Consider the following 21,649-nt stretch of genomic DNA (forward strand, 5'->3'; position numbering starts at 1 on the left):
ACCTCAGGCGAGGTTGAAGAGTTCTTCGAGGACGGTGGCGACACCGTCCTCGTCGTTTGTGGGGCAGACGACGTCGGCCATCGCCAGTACGTCGGCGTGCGCGTTGCCCATCCCGTACGACGTGCCGGCCCACGCGAGCATCGGCAGATCGTTCAGCGAGTCCCCGAACGCGATCGCCTGATCGGCCGTGATCCCCTGCTCGGCAGCGAATTCGGCGAGCATCGCCGCCTTCGACACCCCGCTCGCCGAGATCTCCACCAGGCTGCTGCCGCCACTGTGACTGGCGGTCACCCGCGTTCCGACCAGTGGACCGATCCGCGCCAGCAGGTCGTCGGAATGCCAACTGGGATGGCGAACCAGCAACTTCGCGGCCGGTTCGGACAGCAGTTCGTCAACCTCGGCGAACAAGGTGTCGTCGGGCGTCGGCCACCGATTGAGATACCGCGGTTCCTGTCCGTAACGGTCCGTTCGCTCGATCGCGAACTCGACCTCCGGTACCTCGGCGCGGATCGCGAGCGCGACCTCCAACGCGATCCGCGGATCGATCAGCGCGGTCCGGATCGCCTTGCGCTGCACGACGTCGTACAGAATGGCGCCGTTGGCAACGATCGCTACGCCGTGCGCGCCGACCAGGTCGGCGAGATCGTGCATCCAGCGCGGCGGCCGGGCGGTGACCATGACGAACTGGGCCCCGGCTTCCTGCACCGCAAGGACTGCTGCTCTGGTCCGTGGCGAGATCGAACGATCACTGTGTACTAAGGTTCCGTCAAGATCGGTCGCGACCAGACGGGGTGGGCGGACTGCTTCGGGGATCGGCACCGGACCACCGTATCTTTTTGCGACTGAGTCGCCTATACCCCTCCGAGGGGCTCGGGCGCAACCATTTGGACATGGCTAAAGCTGCAATCTGATTGACCGTTGAACAACGTCACCAGACCGTTACGGCAGGAAGCTGCAAAGGCAGCCAGTTCCCATGCACAGCAGGGTTTCCGCGTGATTTCATGCGGTGGCTAGTGGGGAACCAGAGGCGATTGATTCGCGTCCTAGACCTGTTCCGGATCACGCGGTCCGGCGCAGCCCACCCCGACAAACACCATCGACATATCGATGTGGAATTGGGTGCAACCAAATCCACATCCGCAGCGTCAACAGTTATGGATCGGTGCGTCCCGCGCCGGGACGACCAGGGTGGGTCGGCAACAGATCGGTCCATCAGCTAGTGGGCTCAGGTGTTCGAACGTCATTCACCGTTCGTTCATCCGGGTCCTGGAACTTGGGGAGCCACGATGATCGTCAACAGCGCCAAGATAGCGGGGCAAGGGAGCAGCGGCTCTCCTGCGGCTGTCGACACACCTTCCATCCTGGAAGGGGCGATGACCGGCTGCACCGCACGCACGGACATCTTCCAGCACCGCTTGATGGAAGAGCCGCCACCCGCATCCGCGACCCGGCGGACCCGGGAACGCTACGACCAGCTGGTCCGTGAGGCCAAGGCCGTCTGCGCGTCCTGCCCGTTGTTCACCGACTGCCTGTTCAGCGCCGTCGCCCAGCACGATGTCAGCGGCTTCGTCGCCGGCACCACGGCCGCGCAGCGACGCTCGATGCGCAACCTGCTGGACGTCGAGGTCCAGGCAGACGATTTCGACCAGCTGGCAGGCGCCCGGGGCACTCGCCGGCCCGTCAGCCACGAAGAGGTCCTGCGACTGCGGACGCAGTACCCCAACGACAGCCTGGAATCCCTGGCCATGCGGCTGGGTTGCTCGCTGTCGACCGTCAAGCGTCACCTGCGCCGGGCCCGTCGGGGGCAGAGCCCGGCCACCAAGGCTCCGCGGGCCCGCCCGGAGATGAGCGCCGTCCTGGACGCGTTCGACGCCGTGGTGGACCAGCCGTGCGCGACACCTCGCTCCGGCAGTACTCGCGTCGCCTGACCCCGATACTCGGCCCGCCAGCGGACTATCGGTCATTCCGGCTCGACAAAAGCCCGGGACCCCTGCACCAGCAGGAGTCCCGGGCTTTTTGGTTGCTTCGAGAAACTATCTCCGGCGGCTATTCGACCCTGGTCTAATAGTGCGCTTCAGAAATATCTGTTGAGCACCGCGGCGGCGCCGTCGTCGGTGACCGACTTGGTCACCTCGTCAGCTCTCGCCTTGACCTCGTCCGGGGCCGAACCCATCGCAACTCCCAGCCCGGCGTAGACGAGCATCTCGATGTCGTTGCGCCCGTCGCCCAAGGCGAGCAGATCCGCCGCCTCCAGCCCGTACTGCGCCAGCGCGACCTTCAGCCCGGTGCTCTTGTCGACGCCCTCGGGCGCGATGTCGAGCCAGGCGGTCCAGCCGACGAAGTAGCTGACCCCGTGCAGGCCGAGGCGTTCGGCCAGCTGGACGAAGTCGCCCTCGGACTGCTCCGGATCGCGGATGATCAGCCGGGTCACCGGTAGCGGCGCCAGCTCGGCGTCCGTCACCACCCGGACCGTCGCGCCGGTGCCCAGATCGCCGTCCGGGAAGGGCTCGGTGACCAGATAGCCGCCGTCGTACTCCTCTACCGCCATCCGGGCGTTCGGCGCGTGTTTGCGCACCGACGCGATCACCGTCGTCGGGTCGAAGGTCCGCTCGTCGACGACCTCGCCGTCCGGCAGCCGGAGCGTTCGCGCACCGTTGCTGCAGACAACAAATCCGTCCGGCAGGCCGAGCAGGTCGGCCACCGGCCGGGTGGTCTGCCAGGCGCGCCCGGTGCAGAGGATGACCGGCACCTGGGCAGCAGTCCGGCGGACCGCGTCGACCACGGCGGGCGACAGGCGCTCGTCGTGGTCGATCAGCGTGCCGTCGATGTCGAGGGCAACGGCCTTCGGCCGCCAGCCCTCCGTCATTTGCCCACCGGCTCGAGGACCTCACGGCCACCGACGTACGGGCGGAGAGCGGCCGGCACCCGGACCGAGCCGTCGGCCAGCTGGTGCGTCTCCAGGATGGCGACCAGCCAGCGCGTGGTGGCCAGCGTGCCGTTCAGGGTGGCGACCGGGCGCGGCTTGCCGTCGGCGTCGCGGTACCGGATGTTCAGCCGGCGGGCCTGGAAGTCGGTGCAGTTCGACGTCGAGGTGAGCTCGCGGTACGCGCCCTGGGTCGGCACCCAGGCCTCGCAGTCGAACTTCCGGTACGCCGAGGCGCCGAGGTCACCGGTCGCCGTGTCGATCACCCGGTAGGCCAGCTCCATCTTGTCCAGCATCTCCTTCTCCCAGCCGAGCAGCCGCTGGTGCTCGGCGGCGGCGTCTTCCAGGGTGCAGTAGGAGAACATCTCGACCTTGTCGAACTGGTGGACGCGGATGATCCCGCGGGTGTCCTTCCCGTACGACCCAGCCTCGCGCCGGTAGCAGGACGACCAGCCGGCGTACCGGACCGGGCCGTTGGAGACATCGATGATCTCGTCCATGTGGTACCCGGCCAGTGGCACCTCCGACGTACCGACCAGGTAGAGCTCGGGCTCCTCCAGCCGGTACACGTCGTCGTGGGCGTTCAGATAGCCGGTACCGCCCATTACCTCGGGCTTGACCAGGCTCGGCGTGATCATTGGGGTGAAGCCGTTCTCCACCGCCTGGGCGATGGCCAGCTGGAGCATGCCGAGCTGGAGCAGCGCGCCGACACCCTTGAGGAAGTAGAACCGGGCGCCGGACACCTTCGCGCCGCGCTCCATGTCGATCGCGCCGAGCAGCTCGCCCAGCTCGAGGTGGTCGCGCGGCTGGAAACCCTCGGCCTCGAAGTCGCGCGGCTTGCCGATCTCCTCGACGACGGTGAAGTCCTTCTCGCCGCCGACCGGGGCCTCGTCGGAGACCAGGTTGGGCAGCCGGCCGGCCAGCTCGTTGAAGCGCGTCTCGGCGTCGGTGGCGGCGGCCTCGTTGGCCTTCACCTCGGTGGCGAGCGTCTTGGTGCGCTCGAGCAGCGCGGCGCGCTCGTCACCCTTGGCCTGGGCGACCTGCTTGCCGAGGCCCTTCTGCTCCGAGCGCAACGCCTCGAACGCCGCGATGGACGATCGACGATCACCGTCGGCCGCCAGGACCTGGTCGACCAGGTCGGTACTCTCGCCGCGCTTGGTCAGGGACGCACGGACGACATCGGGGTTCTCACGGAGCAATTTGGCATCGATCACAGAGGCAGGGTATCGGGGCGTGTCACCGGCGGCGAAGTGTATTCGGGATGATGAGCTGGCACCAGCACGTCACAAGAGTCCCGTAAGCGGTGCTCCAAAGGGGGAAATCAGACGGTATGAACCACCACCCACCGACTCCAGTTGGCCGTGCGCTGACGGTTGTGCTGGGTGCGTTGCCGTTCACCGTGGTGACCTTGCTGGTGTTCGGGGACTGGCCGCCGCTGCGTCACTGGGACGAGTCCGTCGCATCCCGGGTGGCGACGTACGGGGCCGCGCACGGCAACATGGTGGACATCTGGCAGGTGATCGGCGCGGTGGTCCTGCCCTGGACCTCGCGGGCCGTCATCCTGCTCGTGGCCATCTACCTGTGGCACCGGCGGGCCCGGCTGCTGACCGTCTGGCTGATCGTCTCCGCGGGCGCCGAGCTGGGCCTGGTCCAGGCGGTGGAGCACATCTTCTCCCGCCCCCGGCCCGCTCCGATGCTGGTCGAGTCCGGCGGCTGGTCGTACGTCTCCGGGCACGCCACCGCCGCCTTCGTGATGGCTGGGGCGCTCGGGGTGGTGCTGCCGTCAGTCCGCGGCTGGCGACGGCGCTTCCGGCTGCTGGTGACGCTGCCGACGATCGCGGTGGTCTGGATCGCGTCCGTCGACCGGGTGGTGCTGAACGTGCACTGGGTGTCCGACGTCCTCGGCGGCTGGGCGCTCGGGCTGGCGATCCTCACGGCGACGTCGATCGGCTTCGGGCTGCGCCCCGGCCTGCGCCGGCGCCGGCGGCGTACTCCGGCGGACGGGAACGATAGGTCGGTACCAGCGCGGGCCGCCGTCATCGTCAACCCGATCAAGGTCGGTGACGGGGTCGCGTTCAGGCGCAAGGTGACCCGGGCGCTGGCCGTACGGGGGTTCGACGACCCGCTCTGGCTGGAGACGCGCGCTGACGACCCCGGCAATGCGATGGCCAAGCGGGCGATCGAGAACGAGTCCGACCTGATCCTGGTCGCGGGTGGCGACGGTACGGTCCGGGTGGTCTGTGCCGCGCTGTCCGGCACCGGCATCCCGGTAGGGGTGATCCCGGCCGGTACCGGCAACCTGCTGGCCCGCAACCTGCACATCCCGCTCGACCTGGACGACGCGCTGGAGCGCATCCTGGACGGCCGGGACCGGCGGATCGACCTGGTCAAGGTCTCCGGCGACGGGCTCGACACGGACCACTTCGCGGTGATGGCCGGGTTGGGGCTGGACGCCGCGATCATCACCGGGGCGCCGCCGATCCTCAAGGCGCAGATCGGCTGGACGGCGTACCTGGTCTCGGCGGCGAAGAACATCAACCACCCGTCGGTCCGGGTCCAGATCGCGCTGGACGACGCCGAGCCGGTCGAGCGCCGCGTCCGTACGGTGGTGATCGGCAACGTCGGCATGCTCCAGGCCAACATCCCGCTACTCCCCGACGCCCGCCCCGACGACGGCCTGATCGACGTCGTGGTGATCGCCCCACGCCGGGTGACCCAGTGGCCGCTGGTCTTCTGGCGCGTGATGACCCGCACCAAGCGCACCGAGATGTACCTGGAACGCTTCACCGGCCGCAAGGTGGAGATCACCGCCGCGGTAGACGTCCAGCGCCAACTCGACGGCGACGGCATCGGCCCCGGCCGAACCCTCACCGCCGAGGTAGAGCCCGGCTCCCTGGTGGTCCGGGTCCCCAAGCGCCGCTAGTTCTCCACCTGGCTCGCGACGTCTGAGGGGTTAACCCCTGAGTCGGTGGGTTGCCCAGCGAGAATCCGAGGGGGCAACCCACCGTCTGGAGGGTTAACCCCTCAGACGTTCGCTCACTGGGGTTCTGGGGTTTCTCGGGGTTGGGCGGCCTCTTTGCGGAGGGTTTCGAGGGCTTCTTCCTCTTCGGGCGACAGTTTGGAGTCGCTTTCGAAGGACTTGACTTCCTTGGCGTAGGAGCGGGCGTCGTTGCGGCTGTTGATCGAGGTGAGGACGACGCCGTCGCCGTTGTCGTCGAGGAGGGCCATCGACCAGGACAGGCGGCCGCCCATGTCGCCGTACGCGTCGTAGCGGACCACCGCGAGGTGCTGCAGCGTGTCGCGGAGCTCGCTGCGGGCGTCCTCCAGCTCCTTGCTCAGGCGGCGCAGCTCCGACTTCACCGTGCCCGGTTTGGCCTCTGGCTGAGCGGGCTGCACCTCGGCCTGGGCGTGCGGCGCGGGCGTGGTGGGGAGTTTCGCCGCGGGCTTGGGCGCGCCGGACTGCGCCCTCAGCGCCTGGATGGCGAACACGAGGGCAAGCACCGCCACGAACAGAGCAGCGATCCCGAAAGCACCGGCTAACGTCGAAGACACGCACCGCAGCCTAATGGCTGCGTGGTCAGGTGGCTGCGCTGCGTGGCAGTACGAGGCGCCGGCCGGGGCAGCGCGGGGCATCGACGGGGTCCGAAGCGGGTGATTCCTGCCGGGCCACGTAGATTCGCGGGGTGACTCATTTGCCTGACTCAAGCCCTGGTGGCGGCCCACTGCCCGGAGTGCACGACCTCGGCTACGCACGCCTCGACACGGATCGCCTGGAGCGCACGGGCGACGCCGAGGTGGTCTACGGCGCGGGGAAGACGCCTGAGCAGGTCGTAGAGCTCCTGCGCACCCTGCACGAGACCCACCCGGGGCATGCCGTCCTGGCGACCCGCCTGAGCGTCGAGGCGCAGGACGCGGTCGCCTCCGCCCTGCCGCACGCAGTGGTAGACCCAGTAGGCCGTACTGCGGTCATCGGCTCAGCACCCGTACTCCGTGGCACCGTGGCCGTCGTGGCAGCCGGTACTTCGGACGCCCCGGTGGCGGCGGAGGCTGCGACGACGGTCGGTGTGTTCGGTGCGAACGTCGATCTGATCACCGATGTCGGGGTGGCCGGGCTGCACCGGATCATGAGCGTGCGGGAGCGGCTCAACGCTGCCGACTGCCTCATCGTGGTCGCCGGGATGGAGGGTGCCCTGCCGAGCGTCGTCGGTGGCCTCGTCGGGGTGCCGCTGGTCGCAGTACCGACGTCTGTCGGGTACGGCGCTTCCTTCGGCGGCGTGGCCGCGTTGCTGGCGATGCTCAACTCGTGTGCGCCCGGCGTGACCGTGGTGAACATCGACAACGGCTTCGGGGCCGGGGTGTTCGCCGCTCGGGTGGCGCGCCGTGCCGAGCCGGCGGAGGTGAAGTCGCAGTGAGGATCGCCTGGATCGACTGCGCAGCCGGCGCCTCCGGAGACATGCTCCTAGGCGCTTTCCTGTCCGCCGGAGCCGACCTCGAGCTCGTCAACGCGGCAGTCGCCGCGGTGGACGCCTCCTTGTCCGTCACCGTCGATCAGACAACCCGCCACCAGATCGCCGCCACCAAAGCATCGGTACGAGTCGCTGGTGAGCTCCACGCGGAGAACTTCCCGAACCTGGCGCCGGCTGGTGACCCGCCCGGGCAGCAGCACGATGCGGCTGGGCACGGACATGGACATGGGCACGACGATGCTGGGCATGGTCATGCGCACGTGGGTGACGGTGGTGGGCATACGCGGACTTGGGGTGAGGTTCGGGGGTTGATCGAGGGCGCTGGGTTGGCTGATGCTGTGCGGGATCGGGCGTTGGACACCTTTGCGCGGTTGGCTCGGGCTGAGGGGGCCGCTCATGGGGTGGAGCCTGATGAGGTGCACTTTCATGAGGTCGGTGCGCTGGATGCGATTGCTGACATCGTGGGCGTAGCCGCGGCTTCGGTTGCGCTCGAGCTTGATCGGATCGTGGTCTCCACCATCGCGTTGGGGGGCGGGCGGCAGGTTCGTGGGCAGCACGGTGGGATCCCGGTGCCGGGGCCCGCAGTACTGGCTTTGCTCTCCGAGGCAGATGCACCGGTGGTCGGCGGCACCGCGCCGTACGAGATGACGACACCGACCGGCGCGGCTCTGCTCGCCTCGCTGGCCAACGAGTTCGGTCCGCTGCCGCCGATGCGGATCCAGCAGACCGGTATCGGCGCGGGCGGGCGGGACCCGGTCGAGGTGCCGAACATCGTCCGGGTGATCGTCGGCGACGCCCTCGAGCGCCCCGCCACCGAGCTCGTCTACGAGACCAACGTCGACGACCTCGACCCGCGGATCTGGCCGCAGGTGCTCGCCCGGCTGATGGAGGCCGGCGCGGCCGATGCCTGGCTCACGCCGATCCTGATGAAGAAGGGCCGGCCCGCGCACACCCTCTCGGTCCTGGTCGGCGGCGCGAACGCCGAGGAGGTCCGCTCGGTGATCCTGTCCGAGACGTCGGCGATCGGCCTGCGCGAGTCGTCGGTGCGCAAGCATGCGGCCGACCGCGAGTTCGCCAGCGTCGAGGTCGAGGGCCAGCGGATCCACGTCAAGATCGCCCGGTACGGCGGTCAGGTGGTCAACGTGCAGCCCGAGTACGACGATGTCGCCGCGGCCGCCTCGGTCCTGAAGAAGCCGATCAAGTCCGTCCTGGCCAAGGCCATCGCGGCCGGCCACGAACTCTGGAGCTGACCGCCGGCGGCCAGGCCCGCAGACCGTTTCGCAAGGACACAGGGCGCTAGTGCGTGCTGGCCTTTTCGGTCTCGGGCTTGGCTTTGCGCTTCGGCCAGTCGTAGGGCCACCACTGGGCGCCGCCGCGGCGGGCCCAGACGATCAGGCCGATCAGGACGCCGAGCTCGATCGCCGGGCAGATCGTGTCGCGCAGGCGGGTGCTGAACCACTCGAGCGAGTCCGACAGGAAGGGCGCCACCTGGCGGGCGTTGGGATCGCGGCCGGGCACGTAGGCGATCGCGATCATGGTGGTCCGGATGACCATCCACTTGTCCACCTTCGACGCGGCCACCGCCGCCAGCGCGACCCAGGCGATCACGTCGTACCAGGGCAGCGAGTACATCGCGGTGACGATCCAGGCGATCCCGTAGATCGCGGTGTAGCGGATCGCGTCGGGTGTCCGGTCCTCCGGATGGGTCCGCGGGACGAGCGACTTCGGGAACACTTGGGACAGCAGGATCGCCACCACGATCAGGCCGACCCAGGCGGCGATCGCGATCACCGTACGGACCAGGCCGTTCGGCAGGAACAGGGTGAAGAAGCTGAGCAGCACCTTGTGCGGAGTACCGGTGGAGATGAATGAGCTGTTCGACCGGGCCTGTTGCAGCGCCTCGATGCCGACCACGGCGTACAGGCCGACCATCGACACCGCGCCGCCGGCGCAGAAGATGAGCGCCTTGCGCCGGTCCGCGCGCAGCGACCAGAGCATCGCGACGCCGACCAGGCCGATCGACAGCTTGGTGCAGCCCGCGATGCCGAGCATGATGCCGGCCCAGAAGATGTGCCGGCGGAACAGCACCAGCGCGATCACCGCGAACATCACCGCGATCGCGTCGTTGTGCGCGCCGGCCAGCACGGTCCACAGGAGCAGCGGGTTGCCCAGCGCGAGCATCGCGACCCGGCGCTTGGCGGGCAGGTTGGGGCCGACCAGCTTCATCAGCAGCAGGCCGGAGACGATCAGACTGACCGCGACGGACAACTGCAGCATCCAGACGGTGAGCTGCATAGAGTCGCCGCCGACCCACGACGAGAACCACTGGATCCAGGTCGCGATCGGGCCGTACACGCTCTTCGCGCCCTGCCACGGCCGCTCAGTCGCCGCGATCACCGGGTCGTACCCGAGCCGGATGGTGTCGGCCGGCGCCGTCGTGTACGGGTTGCCGCCGAGCGACATGATCCGCCCGTACGCCGCGTAGATCAGCACGTCGCCGGAGGCCATCGGGGGGACCAGCGTGACGGCCGCCGTCGTACCGATGCCTAGGGCAACCAATCGGCGGACGCGCGGGGCCCAGCCGTTCTTGATCGCCCGGGCAGCAAGGAAAACCCCGTAGCCGCCGAGCAGGATCCCGACGTAGATCATCATCGTGACGAGCCAGTCGTTCGGCTTGGTGCTGAACCAGTACGGCGGCAGCCAGGCGTGCCGGTTGGTCAGCGTCAGCACCACGACGGACGGCCCGAGCAACCCCGCCGCGACGACCAGGATCGTCGACGCCAGATAGAGCCCGACCGCCCGGTTGCCGTCGCGGTCGGCCGTCGGAGAGGCGACCACCACCTCTTCAGCCTTTTCAGTACTCATCTTGGTCCGCGGGAAGGTAGTGCGCTTCGCGCGGCCAGCGCACGACGGACATGCAGGAACTGGCGGCCGCGGTGGAACTGCCCGCGCAGGTCGGTGCCGGTCGCGCGGTGCCGGACGTCGATCGGCACCTCGATGATGCGGAAACCCTTGCGCCCGAGGTCGATGCTCAGCGCGGCCTCGACGCCGAACCCCTGCGCCAGCGGCAGCGCCGCCTCGAAGGCGACCCTGGTCAGGCAGCGCTGCCCGGACAACGGCTGGTCGGGCGCCCAGCCGGTCGCCTGCTCGATCCCGGACCGCGCCAGCCGTACGACGAAGCCGTGCCCGCCGGCCTTGCTGCCGTCAGGGCGGACCTGAGCCGGCAGAGTCCCGATCGTCATGTCGACGCGGCCCGCGAGCACCGGCTCGAGCAGCGGCTCGGCACCAGTCGCGGAGTCGGCCAGGTCTGCGTCGAGGAAGAGCAGATGCCGCGCGATGGCGCCATCGCGCTCCGCCACGGCGGCCGCTCCGGTCTCCATCGCCGCGGCCTTCCCGCGGTTCTGTGAGTGCCGCACGACGATCGCTCCGGCCCGCTCGGCCGCCTCGGCGGTGCCGTCGGTCGAGCCGTCGTCGACGACCACGACGAGGTCCACGCCGGAGATCTTGCGCACCGCGTCGATCGTCGCGACGATCCGCTCGGCCTCGTCCTTGGCCGGGATCACGCACGCCACGGATCCCTGCGCGGGCTCGACGGGAGGCAGATCAGTACCGGACACAGCACCGCAGCCTAGTTGTTCAGCGGCCGATCGCCGCCTCCGTACCCGCGCCCTGGGGATATCTCGTCCTTTCGACCGAGCTCCCGGCACCCGGTCACCGAGTTGGCATTGCCGAAAAATTGTCGGACAATCAGACAGAATCACGGCAAGCTCCACGCTCACGGCGACGCTGCCGTAGCTTGGTGGGACGGGATCCGGACGAGAGGGCAGGCAGATGACTGAGGCGTATGGCGACCGCGCGTATGGCGTCGACAGCGAGGTCGGGCCGCTGCGGACGGTGATGCTGCACCGGCCGGGCAACGAGCTCCGCCGACTCACCCCGCGCAACAACGACAAGCTGCTCTTCGACGGGCTGCCGTGGGTGGGGCGCGCACAGGACGAGCACGACGCGTTCGCCCAGGTGCTCCGCGACCGCGGCGTCGAGGTGCTCTACCTCCACAAACTGCTGGCCGAGGCGCTCAGCGACCCGGCCGCCCGCGGGGTGGCCGTCTCCGGCGCGACCGAGGACCTGCGCCTCGGCGACACGCTGCGCAACTACCTCCAGGCGAGCCTGACCGCTCTCGACCCGGCTCAACTCGCCGAGGCGTTGATGGCCGGCGTGCGCAATGACGAAGTACGGGCCGGCGGTGGGCTCGTCACGTCACTGCTCGCCCACGAGGACTTCCTGATCGACCCGCTGCCGAACCTGCTCTTCACGCGGGACTCGAGCGTCTGGATCAAAGACAACGTCGCCGTCACCTCACTGGCGATGCCCGCCCGGGTCCGCGAGTCACAGCTGACCGAGCTGATCTACACGTACCACCCGCGGTTCGCCGGGGCGGACAAGGTGTACGACCACAGCCTGGAGCATGTCGAGGGTGGTGACGTGCTCGCGCTCGGGCCCGGCGTACTGGCCGTCGGCGTCGGTGAGCGGACCACGCCGGCCGGTGTCGAGCGGCTCGCGCGGCGGGTGTTCTCGAAGGGCCTGGCGCACACCGTTCTCGCCGTACCGATCGCGCAGCAGCGGGCGACGATGCACCTCGACACGGTCTGCACGATGGTCGATGTCGACGCCGTGCTGATGTATCCGAACATGGCTGAAGAGATGCGCGCGCTGGCCGTCACCGCCGAGGGCGACGAGTTGCACGTTGCGGAGTCCGAGCCGTTCCTGGTCGCCGCGGCCAAGGCGCTCGGCATCGACACGCTGCGCCGGATCGACACCGGGCTGGACCCGGTCACCGCGGAACGCGAGCAGTGGGACGACGGCAACAACACCCTCGCACTGGCCCCGCGCGTCTGCATCGCCTACGAACGTACGGTCGAGACCAACGCGCGTCTGGAGGAGTCCGGCGTCGAGGTCATCCGCATCGCCGGCTCCGAGCTCGGCTCCGGCCGGGGCGGCCCTCGTTGCATGTCCTGCCCGGTACTTCGGGACCCGGTGACCACGGTCTGAACCGGCCCCTGAAGCAGACCCTGAAGCGGAGGCCAGAGCGCCGGCGACAGCTCCGGATGTGGCAGCGATGCCGCATCCGGAGAGGTACCTGACAACGCAGGCAGCGGCGGCGACACGCTGAGTGAAATCGGGGGTTGTCGTCGGGGCCTGTTATGAGTACTCTTCATGGCTAGGCCCAGGCCCTGTTGCTCCCCCGTCAGCAGGACTTGGGCCGTCCACGTGAAAAGGCCCCCGCCACTCATCGAGTGCGGGGGCCTTTGTCATGTCCTAACGGATGGTCAGCTGACGGCTCGCCAGACCGGCGCGAGCAGCCCGCTCCTCGATGCTCAGCGGGGCCTCGGTCGCCAGCGCCTTGTCGAGCGCGACGGCGAACTCGGCGGCCGGCTTCTCCAGGTCGGCGGCCTCGGCGTCGGCCGGCAGCTCCCACACCGGCGCGAGCACGCCGAGCGCGCGGAAGGAGCCGATCAGCCGGCTCCCCTCGGTCAGCGCGGACGAGCCCGCCGCGTGCAGCCGGGCGAGGGCGTCGAGCACGGTGTCCTCCGCGTGCGGCAGCACCCAGCGCAGGTACCGGCGGTCGCCGATCTGCGTCCAGTACGCCGCCTCGACGGACTCCAGCCGGACGGTCGGGGCAGCTGCCGCGTTCGCACGCTCCAGGCCGGCGGCCACCTCACCGGTCGGGTCGTCGACGTTCTCGCCGACCCAGTAGTCGAAGCCCTCGTGCACCTTCACGGTGATCGGCTTGGAGGTGTCGACCAGGTCCTGCAGTCGCGGCCCGTCCTTGAGCAGGTCGCCGAGCTGGATCGGGTTGCCCGGCTCGGTCGCCAGCGCCGCGGTGATGGCGTGCGCGACGTCGCGACTCGGGTCACCGGAGGAGGCGTGCGTCTGCAAGCCGATCCAGATCGTCTCGTCATCGCGGACCAGCCCGGGCATCGCCATCGGCAGCAAGGTGACCAGGTTGACGGTCTTGCCCAAGTGGTCGCCGCCGAGCGTCAGCTCCGCAGTACCGGCGGGGACGATCTCACGGAAGGCGATCAGGTCGCACTCGGACGGCAGGCCCTCGAACGGACGAACCACGAAGGTGTCGGCCGCCTGCGCCTGCTCACGCCCGTGGCACTGCTTGAACCGCTTGCCGGAGCCACACGGGCAGGGCTCGCGCGGGCCGACGTCGACCAGGTCGGCCGGATCCAGCGTGACGGTCGTGGTGTTGTTGGCGCGGTTGCGCGACTTCTTTCCCATACCCCGCAGTCTTGCAGTACTCGCCCATCCGTCACCAACCCGGACGAATCGGGGTCAGCGCGGGACGAGGGCGTAGACGGTACGACGGGCGTGCGCGGTCCGGACGCCCCACTCGGAGGTGAGCGTGTCGACGATCGCCAGACCCCGCCCACCGATCGACTCGGGGTGGGCGTCGGTGATCCGCTGCGGCTCGGTCTCGCCGCACCCGTCGACGACCTCCAGGTGGATTCCGGCCTTGTCGATCCACCAGGCGGCACGCACCTCTCCACCGGGGAGCGGCGGGGCGTACCGAATGGCGTTGGAGAGCAGCTCCGAGAGGACCAGCTGCGCATCGTCGCAAGCGTGCTCTGCCACCCGGTGCCGTTTCAGATAGCCGGCCAGACGGCGGCGGGCGTCCGCTACCGCGGACACTTCGTGCGGCAGTACGACGTCAACAACACTCACGTCGGCGGGCAAGGTCGCAGAAGACAAGCAGGGTCTCCTCAGGTCGGAACAACACTCAACCTTCTGCCCCCGATCGAGGCGGTGAAAACACCGGTGTGTATTCCGTTACATAGCGGCGCTGAAGATCACACGTTTAGCAGAGAAACCGAGACAATTCGAACGGAATTGAACGTGCAAATAACCCGTTGCATTCGGCCCGTCACGCAGAACGACAAAGTGAGACGCAGTCCACAAACGCTCCGCAACCACCGCGCTCGAATGAGCGGGCGGACCGGCTCGAACCTCAGTCCGGGCGGTGGGAGCGACGGACGGGGAGGTGGAGCTTGCGGCGGGAGGGCTGGGCGGAGAGGGCCGGTGCCGGCAGCGGCGGCGTTGCGAGGGTTTGGAGGGCCAGCTCGGGGCGGTCGCTGATGATGGCGTCCACGCCGATCTCCTGGCAGTGACGGACGTCCTGTTCAGTGTTGACGGTCCAGACGTGGACCTGGTGGCCGTGTTTGTGAGCCCGGTCGACGTACTCCGGGTGGGCCGTCACGATCTCCAGGCTCGGGCCGGCGTACGAGACGCCCGTCGGCAGCGAGCCGTCGCGGAAGCGGAGCGGGACGCGGTCCATCAGCAGCACCGTGCGGAGACCGGGCGCCAGGACGCGCATCCGGCGCAGCGAGAGCCAGGAGAAGCTCATCACCCGGATCGGCGACTCCGAGCCGATCTTCGGGTGCGCCCAGCCGAAGCGGTCGAGCATCTCGATCAGGCGGCGCTCCACCAGTCCGGCGTACCGGGTCGGGTGTTTCGTCTCGATCGCGAGCTCCAGCGGCCGGCCCGCGTCCCGGACCGTCTCCAGCAGCCGCTCGAGCGTGAGCACCTTGGTGAGGTCGGGGTCGGGCAGCTCCGCCTCGTCGTCGAGCTCGGCCCAGGGGTTCTTCCACGACCCCCAGTCGAGGCCGTCCAGCTCCTCCAGGCTCATCGTGGACAGCACGCCGCGGCCGTTGGAGGTGCGGTCGATCCGCCGGTCGTGGACGCAGACCAGGTGCCCGTCCGCGGTCAGCCGGATGTCACACTCCAGCCCGTCCGCACCGGCCTCGACGGCTCGGCGGTACGCCGCCAGCGTGTGCTCGGGACTGACTTCGCTGGCGCCACGGTGGGCCACCACGCTGGGGCGTTTCGCCATGGAACAACTCTGGCACGCCGTCTTGTCAACAACTCACGCAGGCACGCCGACCTGCCGCAAGACCCTTACCTGCCGAGATCCGGACCAGGCCACTAAGCAGACTCCAGTATCTCGCTGTTGTCAGCTGCCCACTGGGCCAGCACCGCCAACGGACCAACTGCGAGCGAGTGGCCGACAGCAGTGAGTTCATAGCTGACGCCGCGCTGATCGGCAGGCACCGCAGTACGGACGATCAGGCCGTGGGAGGTCAGCCGGGTCAAGGCCTGACTCAGCACCTTGTCGCTGACATCGCCGATCGCGCCAAGGAGGTCCCGGCGCCTGGTGGCGCCGCGCCGCAACGCCACCAGCACGAGCGGGTCCCAGGTGTGCGCGATCAGCTCGGTCGCCTGCCGTAGCCGGCAGTCCGCCACGAAGGTCTCACATCCGCCGTTGTCCACCCGATCGATTGTCGCAGCAACTCACCTACCGACCGGTCGGAGATCGCTTCCTAGTGTTAATCCAGATAACTGGACGAGTGGAGGATTTGATCAAATGCGGATTGGCATTCTGGGCACGGGCAACTTGGCCGTTGCGCTCGGCAAGGTGTGGGCGGCGGCCGGGCACGATATCTTTGTCGCGGGACGATCGTCGGACAATGCAACAAAGGTAGCCGGTGAGTTCGCCGGTACGCCGATTGACGCGGCCGGCCTGGCAGCGAAAGCGGAGGTCGTCGTGGTCGCGGTGGCCTGGGAGGGCCTGGAGAACATCCTGTCGCTGGCCGGCGCCCCGCAGGGCAGCCTGGCAGGCAAGACGGTGATCGACTGCACGAACGCGGTCGACTTCAGCACCGGACGGCTCAAGCTCGAGAGCGGGTCGGCCGCCGAGTTCGTCGCCTCACTGGCTCCAGGAGCGCACGTGGTGAAGGCCCTGCACCTGTTCGCCGGCACCTCCTGGCAAGGCTCCGGCGGCGGCCCCAAGCCAACGGTCGCCATCTGCGGCGACGACGCGGACGCCTTGTCGACCACCAGCGACCTCATCCGCGACCTAGGTGGCGCGACCGCGACGGTCGGCGGCTTGAGCAGTGCTCGTCAGCTCGAGGAAGCAGCTGGCTTCGTGATGCGGCTGGTCGCCGCGGGGCACAACCCACGCTCGGCTGTCCCTGACGTCCGGCTGGGGTGAGTCACACTGTTCGGGTGACGCAGATGCGAGCAGTCGTTCTGGAAAAGCCGGGGCCGCCGGAATCACTCACGGTCAGCACCGTCGACCGACCTGAGCCACGCGAGGGCTGGGTGCGGATCAAGGTGGAGGCGTTCGGGCTGAACCGGTCCGAGTACCACCTGCGGGCGGGGATGGCGACGAACGCGACCTTCCCGATCATCCCCGGGATCGAGGCGACCGGCACGGTGGACCTCGCACCGGGCGGTGAGTTCGAGGTCGGGCAGCAGGTCGTCGCGATGATGGGCGGGATGGGCCGCGAGTTCGACGGCGGGTACGCCGAGTACACCGTCGTACCGGCCGGGTCGGTCGTCCCCGTGACGACCGACCTCGACTGGGCCACCCTCGGCGCCCTGCCGGAGATGCTCCAGACGGCTCACGGGTCGCTGCACACCGCGCTCGGAATCCAGGCAGGCCAGACGATTCTGGTCCGTGGCGGCACCTCGTCAATCGGCGTGGCCGCGGCCGTACTGGCCAAGGAGCAAGGGCTGACGGTGTTCTCGACCACCCGCAACCCGCAACGGCTGGAGATGCTGCGCGAGCTCGGCGTCGACCACCCATTGGTTGATGACGGCAACATCGCCGCCCAGGTTCGCGAGATCCTCCCCGAAGGCGTCGACGCGGCACTGGAACTGGTCGGCACCAACGTCCTGCCGGACACCCTGCGCTCCACCGCGGTCCGGGGAACAGTCTGTTTTACCGGCATGTTGAGCGACGCCTGGACGATCCCCGACTTCTACCCGATCGGCTACCTGCCGAACGGCGTCCGCCTGACCGCCTACAGCGGCGAGAGCAGCGACCTCCCCGCCGAGTCACTCCAGCGCTACGTCGATTTAGTTGCCGCAGGCAAACTCCCGATCCGGATCGACCGCGTCTTCACCCTCGACGAGATCGCCGAAGCCCACCGCGTCATGGAAGACGGCGCCGCAGTAGGCAAACTCGTCGTCCGAATCAACTGACGCCCGCCTGCGGCAGCTCCTACGGCAGCTCCTACGGCAGCTCCTACGGCAGCTCCTACGGGCAACTTTGTGCACCGTGTGAGCGTTTCCGCGGCAGGCAAACACTCACCCGGTGCACAAGGTGCCCATGGCAACTAATCGGGGCGGGGCCGGCGGCCACCTGAGGAGTTGCCCACCGCATCACGGAGGATGGTGACGCGGTGGGCAAGTTTGTGAATGGCTAGCTGACGGCTTCCTGTAGGGAGCGGGTTCGGCCTGTTGGGCGGGCCAGGCCGTAGTGATCGCGCAAGGTGACGCCCGTGTACTCCGTCCGGAACAACCCACGCTGCTGCAGGATCGGTACTACGTGGTCGGCGAAGGCTTCCAAGCCTGAGGGGAGTACCGCCGGCATGATGTTGAAGCCATCGGCGGCGCCTGCGTCGAACCATTCCTGGATCGCGTCGGCCACCTGCTCCGGTGTGCCGCTGAAGGTTCGGTGGCCGCGTCCACCGCCCAGGCGGCCGATCAGCTCACGGACTGTCAGCTTCTCCCGGCGGGCCAGCGTGACGATCAGCGTGTAGCGGCTCTTCGCGCCCTCGATCTCGTCCTCGTCGGGCAGGTCGGCCGGCAACTGCTGGTCCAGCGGCAGATCCTCGGGCCGCACCCGCAGCGTCTTGGCCAGTTGCTGCCGGGCGTACTCCGGCTTGATCAGCTCGTCCAGCTGACGCTCCAACCGAAGCGCCTCCTCCTCGGTCGAACCGATCACCGGCACGATGCCGGGCAGGATCTTGATCGTCGAAGGGTCGCGCCCCAGCGCAGCCGTCCGCGCCTTCAGATCGGTGTAGAACGCCTGCGCATCCTCCAGCGTCTGCTGCGCGGTGAAGACCGCCTCGGCATAGCGAGCCGCCAGCCCCTTGCCGTCTTCGGACGACCCGGCCTGCACGATCAGCGGATGCCCCTGCGGCGAGCGTGGCAGGTTGAGTGCCCCGCGGACCTGGAAGTGCCGCCCGACGTGCTCGATCGGCTTGACCTTGCTGTTGTCGCCCCAGACGCCGGACTCCTTGTCCGCCAGCGTCGCGTCGTCCTCCCACGAGTCCCACAGCTTGTAGGTGACCTCCAGGAATTCCGCCGCCCGGTCGTACCGCTCCGCATGCGCCGGCTGGTCCGCCAGGTTGAAGTTCTTCGCCGCCTCCGGCCCGGCCGTGGTCACCACGTTCCAGCCCGCGCGCCCGCCACTCACGTGGTCCACGCTGCCGAACCGCCGCGCCAGGTTGTACGGATCGTTGTACGTCGTACTGGCGGTCGCGATCAGCCCGATCCGCGAGGTGGCCGCCGCGATCGCGGTCAGCAGCACGGTCGGCTCCAGTGCCCCGGCCGGGCGGCGGCCGATGTCGCCGATCAGCTGCGGCGAGTCCGCGAAGAAGACCGAGTCGAACTTGCCGCGCTCCGCGATCCGGGCGAGGTTCTGGTAGTGCGCCACGTCGGTGTTGGCGACCGGGTTGCTCTCCGGCAGCCGCCAGGAGGCCTCGTGGTGCCCGGTGCTCATCAAGAAGGCGTTCAGATGCAGATGACGGCTCACAGCGATACTCCCAGCGCATCGAGAAGTTTGGTACGGACGGCAGCGAACCCTGGATCGGCGGGGCTGCGCGGCTGGGCGAGGTCGATCGACTCCTCGGCGACGATCCGGCCCTCGTCGAGCACGATCACCCGGTCGGCGAGCACGATCGACTCGTCCACGTCGTGGGTGACGAGCAGCACGGCCGGCTGATGCGCGGCGCAGAGTTTCCGCAGCAGGACGTGCATCTTCAACCTGGTAAGGGCGTCCAGCGCACCGAACGGCTCATCCGCGAGCAGCAACGCCGGTTCACGGACCAGCGACCGCGCCAACGCGACCCGCTGCTGCTCCCCACCGGACAGCTCGTTCGGCCAGGCCTTCTCGCGCCCGGCCAGCCCGACCTCGGCGAGACTCTCCCGGCCTCGCTCATCGGCGCCCCGGAGACCCAGCAGCACGTTGTCCAGAACGCGGGCCCAGGGCAACAATCGCGAGTCCTGGAAGACGACGGACACGTTCTCCGGTACGACGAGCTCGCCGTCACCCTCGACGCCGTAGTCCAGCCCGGCGAGCGCGCGCAGCAAGGTGCTCTTGCCGGAGCCGCTCTTTCCCAGCAGAGCAACGAATTCGCCGGGCTGGATGCTGAGATCGAGGTTGTCGACGACCGCGCGGTCGTCGTACTTCCTGGTCAGACCACGGACCTCGACAGTCTTCGGCCCCCCGCCCTCTCTTTCCTTCCTCCCCTTGCTTTTCTCCAGTGTCAGTCCGCCAGTGTGCGTCGCCATGAGAGCGTCCTCCTCTGGACCAGTCGGACGATGCCGTCGGAGAGCAGCCCGAGGATGCCGTACAGGACCAGGCCGACGATGATGATGTCGGTCTGTCCGTAGGTGCGGGCCAGCTCCATCATGTAGCCGATACCGCTGGTCGAGTTGATCTGCTCGACCACCACGAGCGACAGCCAGGCGGCCGTCACCGCGAACCGCAGACCGAGCAGGAAGCCGGGCAACGCGCCCGGCAGCACCACCCGGCGGATGAACTCCCAGCGGGACAGTCCGACCGTCTCGGCGAGTTCGACGTACCGGCTGTCGATCGTGCGCAGGCCGTTGTGGGTGTGGATGTAGATCGGCACGAAGACGCCGAGCGTGATGGTGGTGACCTTCATCGATTCGCCGATGCCGAGCCAGAGGATCAGCAGCGGCAGCAGGGCGAGCGACGGGATCGCGCGCTTGATCTGGATCGGGCCGTCCAGGATCGCCTCACCGAGGCGGCTCAGGCCGGACAACAGGGCCAGGACCGTGCCGAGCAGGACACCGAGGCCGAGACCGGCGAAGGCTCGCTGGGCCGAGGTCAGCAGGTTCGACTGAAGCCGGCCGTCCGCGATCAGGTCGCCGGTCGTGGTGACGACCGTCCACGGCGCCGACAGCACGCGCGGATCGAGCCAGCCGGTCGCGGAACCGATCGACCAGATGACCAGCAGCAGGATCGGGCCGATCGCGGCGCCGAACTTGATCTGCTGGCCCGGCCCGAGCCGGCGCCGGCGGCGTACCGGCTGGGCAACCGCCCGACGGTCACGTTCGGCGCGGATGCCCGGGATCGCCAGCTGCGTCATTTGGCCGCCGCCTTGATCGCGTCGGTGGCGACCGACTGGAAGCGCAGGTCGTACAGATCCTTGGCCTGGATCACCGGCTTGTTGGTCTCCTTGGCGAGCAGCTCGATCGTCTCCTGCTGCCGCTTGATCGCGTCGCTCCAGTCAGCGCTGATGTCGGGGTGCCCGGCGTTGTCGACCAGCCACTGGCCGTCCGCCTCGGTCAGGCCCTGGTCCTTCACGTAGTACCCCTCGATCCACTCCTTCGGGTGCTTGTCGATCCAGTCCTGGGCGACTCCCCAGGCAGCGACGTACGCCCGGATCGCAGCCGCCTTGCCCGCGTCCTCGAGCGACTCGGTCGGCCCATAGAGGTGACCGGCGTCGTCCCGGAGACCGTGCTGGATGGTGGTACCGCCGTCTTTGCCGTACTTCGTCAGGTACCGCTTGATCGAGACCCCGCCGATCGGCGCGACGTCGACCTGCTTGGCCGCGAGCGCGTTCGGGTAGATGTCACCCGTGCTCGGCAGCTCGATGAGCTTGACGTCCTCCTTCGTCAGCCCGGCCTTCTTCAGCACCTTGAGCACGAGTGCTCCCTGGGCCTGTCCCGGGCTGTAGGCGATCTTCTTGCCGCGCAGGTCGGCCAGCGTTTTCACCTGGACGCCGGGCGCGATACCGAGCTGGTAGATCGGGTGGTTGATCGGGTCCAGGCGGTACTTGGAGGCGACGATCTTGACGTTCAGCCCGGTCCAGGTGGCGTGGATCGACGGGATCTCCGCCACCGCGCCGAGGTCCAGAGCATGTGCGCGGAACGCCTCGGTGGTCTGTGGACCGCCGCTGAGGTTCGCGAACTCGACGTACTTGGAGACCTTGTCGAGCTGACCCGACAGCTTGAACGCCACCTGGGTGGCCGGATCGCCGACGACGATCTTGGTTCCGTCGGGGACCTCGGTGGGCAGCGCGGCGTCGAGCGCGAGCTTCGGGCCACCGCCGGCCTCGGCGTCACCGCCGCAGCCGGACAGCAGGGTGAGTGCGGCCAGGGCCGCTGCGGCTACTACAGCAAGGGATTTCTTAGGCATGAGCTTCTTCCAGACAGGGGT

21 protein-coding genes are annotated in these 21,649 nt (G+C 68.6%); 7 read left to right on the plus strand and 14 right to left on the minus strand.

Annotation, left to right across the window (positions count from 1 at the left end; all coding sequences use genetic code 11):
• Positions 1 to 3: 3 nt before the first annotated feature.
• Positions 4 to 819, minus strand: a complete 816-nt coding sequence (locus G3I17_RS15830; RefSeq protein ID WP_164596811.1) for an HAD family hydrolase — start codon at positions 817 to 819, stop codon at positions 4 to 6.
• A gap of 467 nt (positions 820 to 1,286) precedes the next feature.
• Between G3I17_RS15830 and G3I17_RS15835 the strand changes: the two genes are divergently transcribed.
• The gene (locus tag G3I17_RS15835; RefSeq protein ID WP_203590276.1) at positions 1,287 to 1,928 is read left to right on the plus strand and encodes a WhiB family transcriptional regulator; all 642 of its coding nucleotides are present in this window, start codon (positions 1,287 to 1,289) and stop codon (positions 1,926 to 1,928) included.
• Positions 1,929 to 2,074: 146 nt separating this feature from the next.
• Here the strand turns inward: G3I17_RS15835 and G3I17_RS15840 are convergent, their stop codons facing one another.
• The gene (locus G3I17_RS15840; protein ID WP_164596813.1) at positions 2,075 to 2,866 is read right to left on the minus strand and encodes an HAD family hydrolase; all 792 of its coding nucleotides are present in this window, start codon (positions 2,864 to 2,866) and stop codon (positions 2,075 to 2,077) included.
• Complete coding sequence (serS, locus tag G3I17_RS15845; protein WP_164596815.1) at positions 2,863 to 4,137, minus strand: serine--tRNA ligase; 1,275 nt, start codon at positions 4,135 to 4,137, stop codon at positions 2,863 to 2,865. The genes G3I17_RS15840 and serS overlap by 4 nt, the downstream gene beginning before the upstream one ends.
• Before the next feature lie 161 nt (positions 4,138 to 4,298).
• On the opposite strand from serS, the gene G3I17_RS15850 reads away from it, so the two are divergent.
• Positions 4,299 to 5,846 carry a diacylglycerol kinase family protein gene (locus G3I17_RS15850; protein WP_203590277.1) on the plus strand — a complete coding sequence of 516 codons (1,548 nt, stop codon included), beginning with the start codon at positions 4,299 to 4,301 and terminating at the stop codon, positions 5,844 to 5,846.
• 113 nt (positions 5,847 to 5,959) lie between these two features.
• Here the strand turns inward: G3I17_RS15850 and G3I17_RS15855 are convergent, their stop codons facing one another.
• The gene (locus G3I17_RS15855) at positions 5,960 to 6,475 is read right to left on the minus strand and encodes a DUF4446 family protein (protein WP_203590278.1); all 516 of its coding nucleotides are present in this window, start codon (positions 6,473 to 6,475) and stop codon (positions 5,960 to 5,962) included.
• Between the two features lie 131 nt (positions 6,476 to 6,606).
• Between G3I17_RS15855 and larB the strand changes: the two genes are divergently transcribed.
• Positions 6,607 to 7,335 carry a nickel pincer cofactor biosynthesis protein LarB gene (gene larB, locus G3I17_RS15860; protein ID WP_343238324.1) on the plus strand — a complete coding sequence of 243 codons (729 nt, stop codon included), beginning with the start codon at positions 6,607 to 6,609 and terminating at the stop codon, positions 7,333 to 7,335.
• Entirely contained in the window at positions 7,332 to 8,639 is a 1,308-nt protein-coding gene (gene larC, locus G3I17_RS15865; RefSeq protein ID WP_164596821.1) for a nickel pincer cofactor biosynthesis protein LarC, read from the plus strand. The genes larB and larC overlap by 4 nt, the downstream gene beginning before the upstream one ends.
• A 46-nt stretch (positions 8,640 to 8,685) precedes the next feature.
• On the opposite strand, the gene G3I17_RS15870 is transcribed toward larC, so the two are convergent.
• Together G3I17_RS15870 and G3I17_RS15875 are read right to left on the minus strand one after the other, a co-directional pair.
• Positions 8,686 to 10,254, minus strand: a complete 1,569-nt coding sequence (locus tag G3I17_RS15870; RefSeq protein ID WP_164596824.1) for a DUF2029 domain-containing protein — start codon at positions 10,252 to 10,254, stop codon at positions 8,686 to 8,688.
• On the minus strand, positions 10,251 to 11,006 hold the full coding sequence (locus tag G3I17_RS15875; protein WP_164596826.1) for a glycosyltransferase: 756 nt from the start codon (positions 11,004 to 11,006) through the stop codon (positions 10,251 to 10,253). The genes G3I17_RS15870 and G3I17_RS15875 overlap by 4 nt, the downstream gene beginning before the upstream one ends.
• Positions 11,007 to 11,220: 214 nt before the next feature.
• On the opposite strand from G3I17_RS15875, the gene G3I17_RS15880 reads away from it, so the two are divergent.
• Positions 11,221 to 12,438: an arginine deiminase gene (locus G3I17_RS15880; protein WP_164596828.1), complete on the plus strand. Its 1,218-nt coding sequence runs from the start codon at positions 11,221 to 11,223 to the stop codon at positions 12,436 to 12,438.
• A gap of 267 nt (positions 12,439 to 12,705) precedes the next feature.
• On the opposite strand, the gene G3I17_RS15885 is transcribed toward G3I17_RS15880, so the two are convergent.
• From G3I17_RS15885 to G3I17_RS15900, 4 genes are all read right to left on the minus strand, one after another.
• On the minus strand, positions 12,706 to 13,674 hold the full coding sequence (locus tag G3I17_RS15885) for a DUF5926 family protein (RefSeq protein ID WP_164596830.1): 969 nt from the start codon (positions 13,672 to 13,674) through the stop codon (positions 12,706 to 12,708).
• A gap of 54 nt (positions 13,675 to 13,728) precedes the next feature.
• On the minus strand, positions 13,729 to 14,145 hold the full coding sequence (locus tag G3I17_RS15890) for an ATP-binding protein (protein WP_164596832.1): 417 nt from the start codon (positions 14,143 to 14,145) through the stop codon (positions 13,729 to 13,731).
• 256 nt (positions 14,146 to 14,401) lie between these two features.
• On the minus strand, positions 14,402 to 15,283 hold the full coding sequence (locus G3I17_RS15895; protein WP_164596834.1) for a glycerophosphodiester phosphodiesterase family protein: 882 nt from the start codon (positions 15,281 to 15,283) through the stop codon (positions 14,402 to 14,404).
• Positions 15,284 to 15,375: 92 nt separating this feature from the next.
• Complete coding sequence (locus tag G3I17_RS15900; protein ID WP_164596836.1) at positions 15,376 to 15,720, minus strand: helix-turn-helix domain-containing protein; 345 nt, start codon at positions 15,718 to 15,720, stop codon at positions 15,376 to 15,378.
• A gap of 94 nt (positions 15,721 to 15,814) precedes the next feature.
• On the opposite strand from G3I17_RS15900, the gene G3I17_RS15905 reads away from it, so the two are divergent.
• Positions 15,815 to 16,441: an NAD(P)-binding domain-containing protein gene (locus G3I17_RS15905; protein WP_164596838.1), complete on the plus strand. Its 627-nt coding sequence runs from the start codon at positions 15,815 to 15,817 to the stop codon at positions 16,439 to 16,441.
• Between the two features lie 23 nt (positions 16,442 to 16,464).
• Entirely contained in the window at positions 16,465 to 17,436 is a 972-nt protein-coding gene (locus G3I17_RS15910) for a zinc-binding alcohol dehydrogenase family protein (RefSeq protein WP_164597308.1), read from the plus strand.
• A gap of 220 nt (positions 17,437 to 17,656) precedes the next feature.
• Here the strand turns inward: G3I17_RS15910 and G3I17_RS15915 are convergent, their stop codons facing one another.
• The 4 genes from G3I17_RS15915 to G3I17_RS15930 are packed head-to-tail and all read right to left on the minus strand — an operon-like array spanning position 17,657 to position 21,628.
• Positions 17,657 to 18,994: an LLM class flavin-dependent oxidoreductase gene (locus tag G3I17_RS15915; protein ID WP_343238325.1), complete on the minus strand. Its 1,338-nt coding sequence runs from the start codon at positions 18,992 to 18,994 to the stop codon at positions 17,657 to 17,659.
• Positions 18,991 to 19,752 carry an ABC transporter ATP-binding protein gene (locus tag G3I17_RS15920; protein WP_203590279.1) on the minus strand — a complete coding sequence of 254 codons (762 nt, stop codon included), beginning with the start codon at positions 19,750 to 19,752 and terminating at the stop codon, positions 18,991 to 18,993. Before G3I17_RS15920 ends, G3I17_RS15915 begins: the two co-directional genes overlap by 4 nt.
• Positions 19,728 to 20,576 carry an ABC transporter permease gene (locus G3I17_RS15925; RefSeq protein WP_164596840.1) on the minus strand — a complete coding sequence of 283 codons (849 nt, stop codon included), beginning with the start codon at positions 20,574 to 20,576 and terminating at the stop codon, positions 19,728 to 19,730. The genes G3I17_RS15920 and G3I17_RS15925 overlap by 25 nt, the downstream gene beginning before the upstream one ends.
• A complete protein-coding gene (locus G3I17_RS15930) occupies positions 20,573 to 21,628 on the minus strand; it encodes an ABC transporter substrate-binding protein (RefSeq protein WP_164596842.1) in 1,056 nt (351 codons plus the stop codon). Before G3I17_RS15930 ends, G3I17_RS15925 begins: the two co-directional genes overlap by 4 nt.
• Positions 21,629 to 21,649: the final 21 nt, after the last annotated feature.

Origin of the sequence: Streptomyces sp. SID13031, from assembly GCF_010548305.1 — a bacterium.
In the GTDB taxonomy this organism is placed as follows: domain Bacteria; phylum Actinomycetota; class Actinomycetes; order Propionibacteriales; family Kribbellaceae; genus Kribbella.

Coding starts and splice junctions, on each gene's coding strand:
- G3I17_RS15835 (WP_203590276.1), top strand. CDS start 1,287: ATGATCGTCAACAGCGCCAAGATAGCGGGGCAAGGGAGCAGCGGCTCT.
- G3I17_RS15840 (WP_164596813.1), bottom strand. CDS start 2,866: ATGACGGAGGGCTGGCGGCCGAAGGCCGTTGCCCTCGACATCGACGGC.
- G3I17_RS15870 (WP_164596824.1), bottom strand. CDS start 10,254: ATGAGTACTGAAAAGGCTGAAGAGGTGGTGGTCGCCTCTCCGACGGCC.
- G3I17_RS15880 (WP_164596828.1), top strand. CDS start 11,221: ATGACTGAGGCGTATGGCGACCGCGCGTATGGCGTCGACAGCGAGGTC.
- G3I17_RS15885 (WP_164596830.1), bottom strand. CDS start 13,674: ATGGGAAAGAAGTCGCGCAACCGCGCCAACAACACCACGACCGTCACG.
- G3I17_RS15895 (WP_164596834.1), bottom strand. CDS start 15,283: ATGGCGAAACGCCCCAGCGTGGTGGCCCACCGTGGCGCCAGCGAAGTC.
- G3I17_RS15905 (WP_164596838.1), top strand. CDS start 15,815: ATGCGGATTGGCATTCTGGGCACGGGCAACTTGGCCGTTGCGCTCGGC.
- G3I17_RS15910 (WP_164597308.1), top strand. CDS start 16,465: ATGCGAGCAGTCGTTCTGGAAAAGCCGGGGCCGCCGGAATCACTCACG.
- G3I17_RS15920 (WP_203590279.1), bottom strand. CDS start 19,752: ATGGCGACGCACACTGGCGGACTGACACTGGAGAAAAGCAAGGGGAGG.
- G3I17_RS15925 (WP_164596840.1), bottom strand. CDS start 20,576: ATGACGCAGCTGGCGATCCCGGGCATCCGCGCCGAACGTGACCGTCGG.
- G3I17_RS15930 (WP_164596842.1), bottom strand. CDS start 21,628: ATGCCTAAGAAATCCCTTGCTGTAGTAGCCGCAGCGGCCCTGGCCGCA.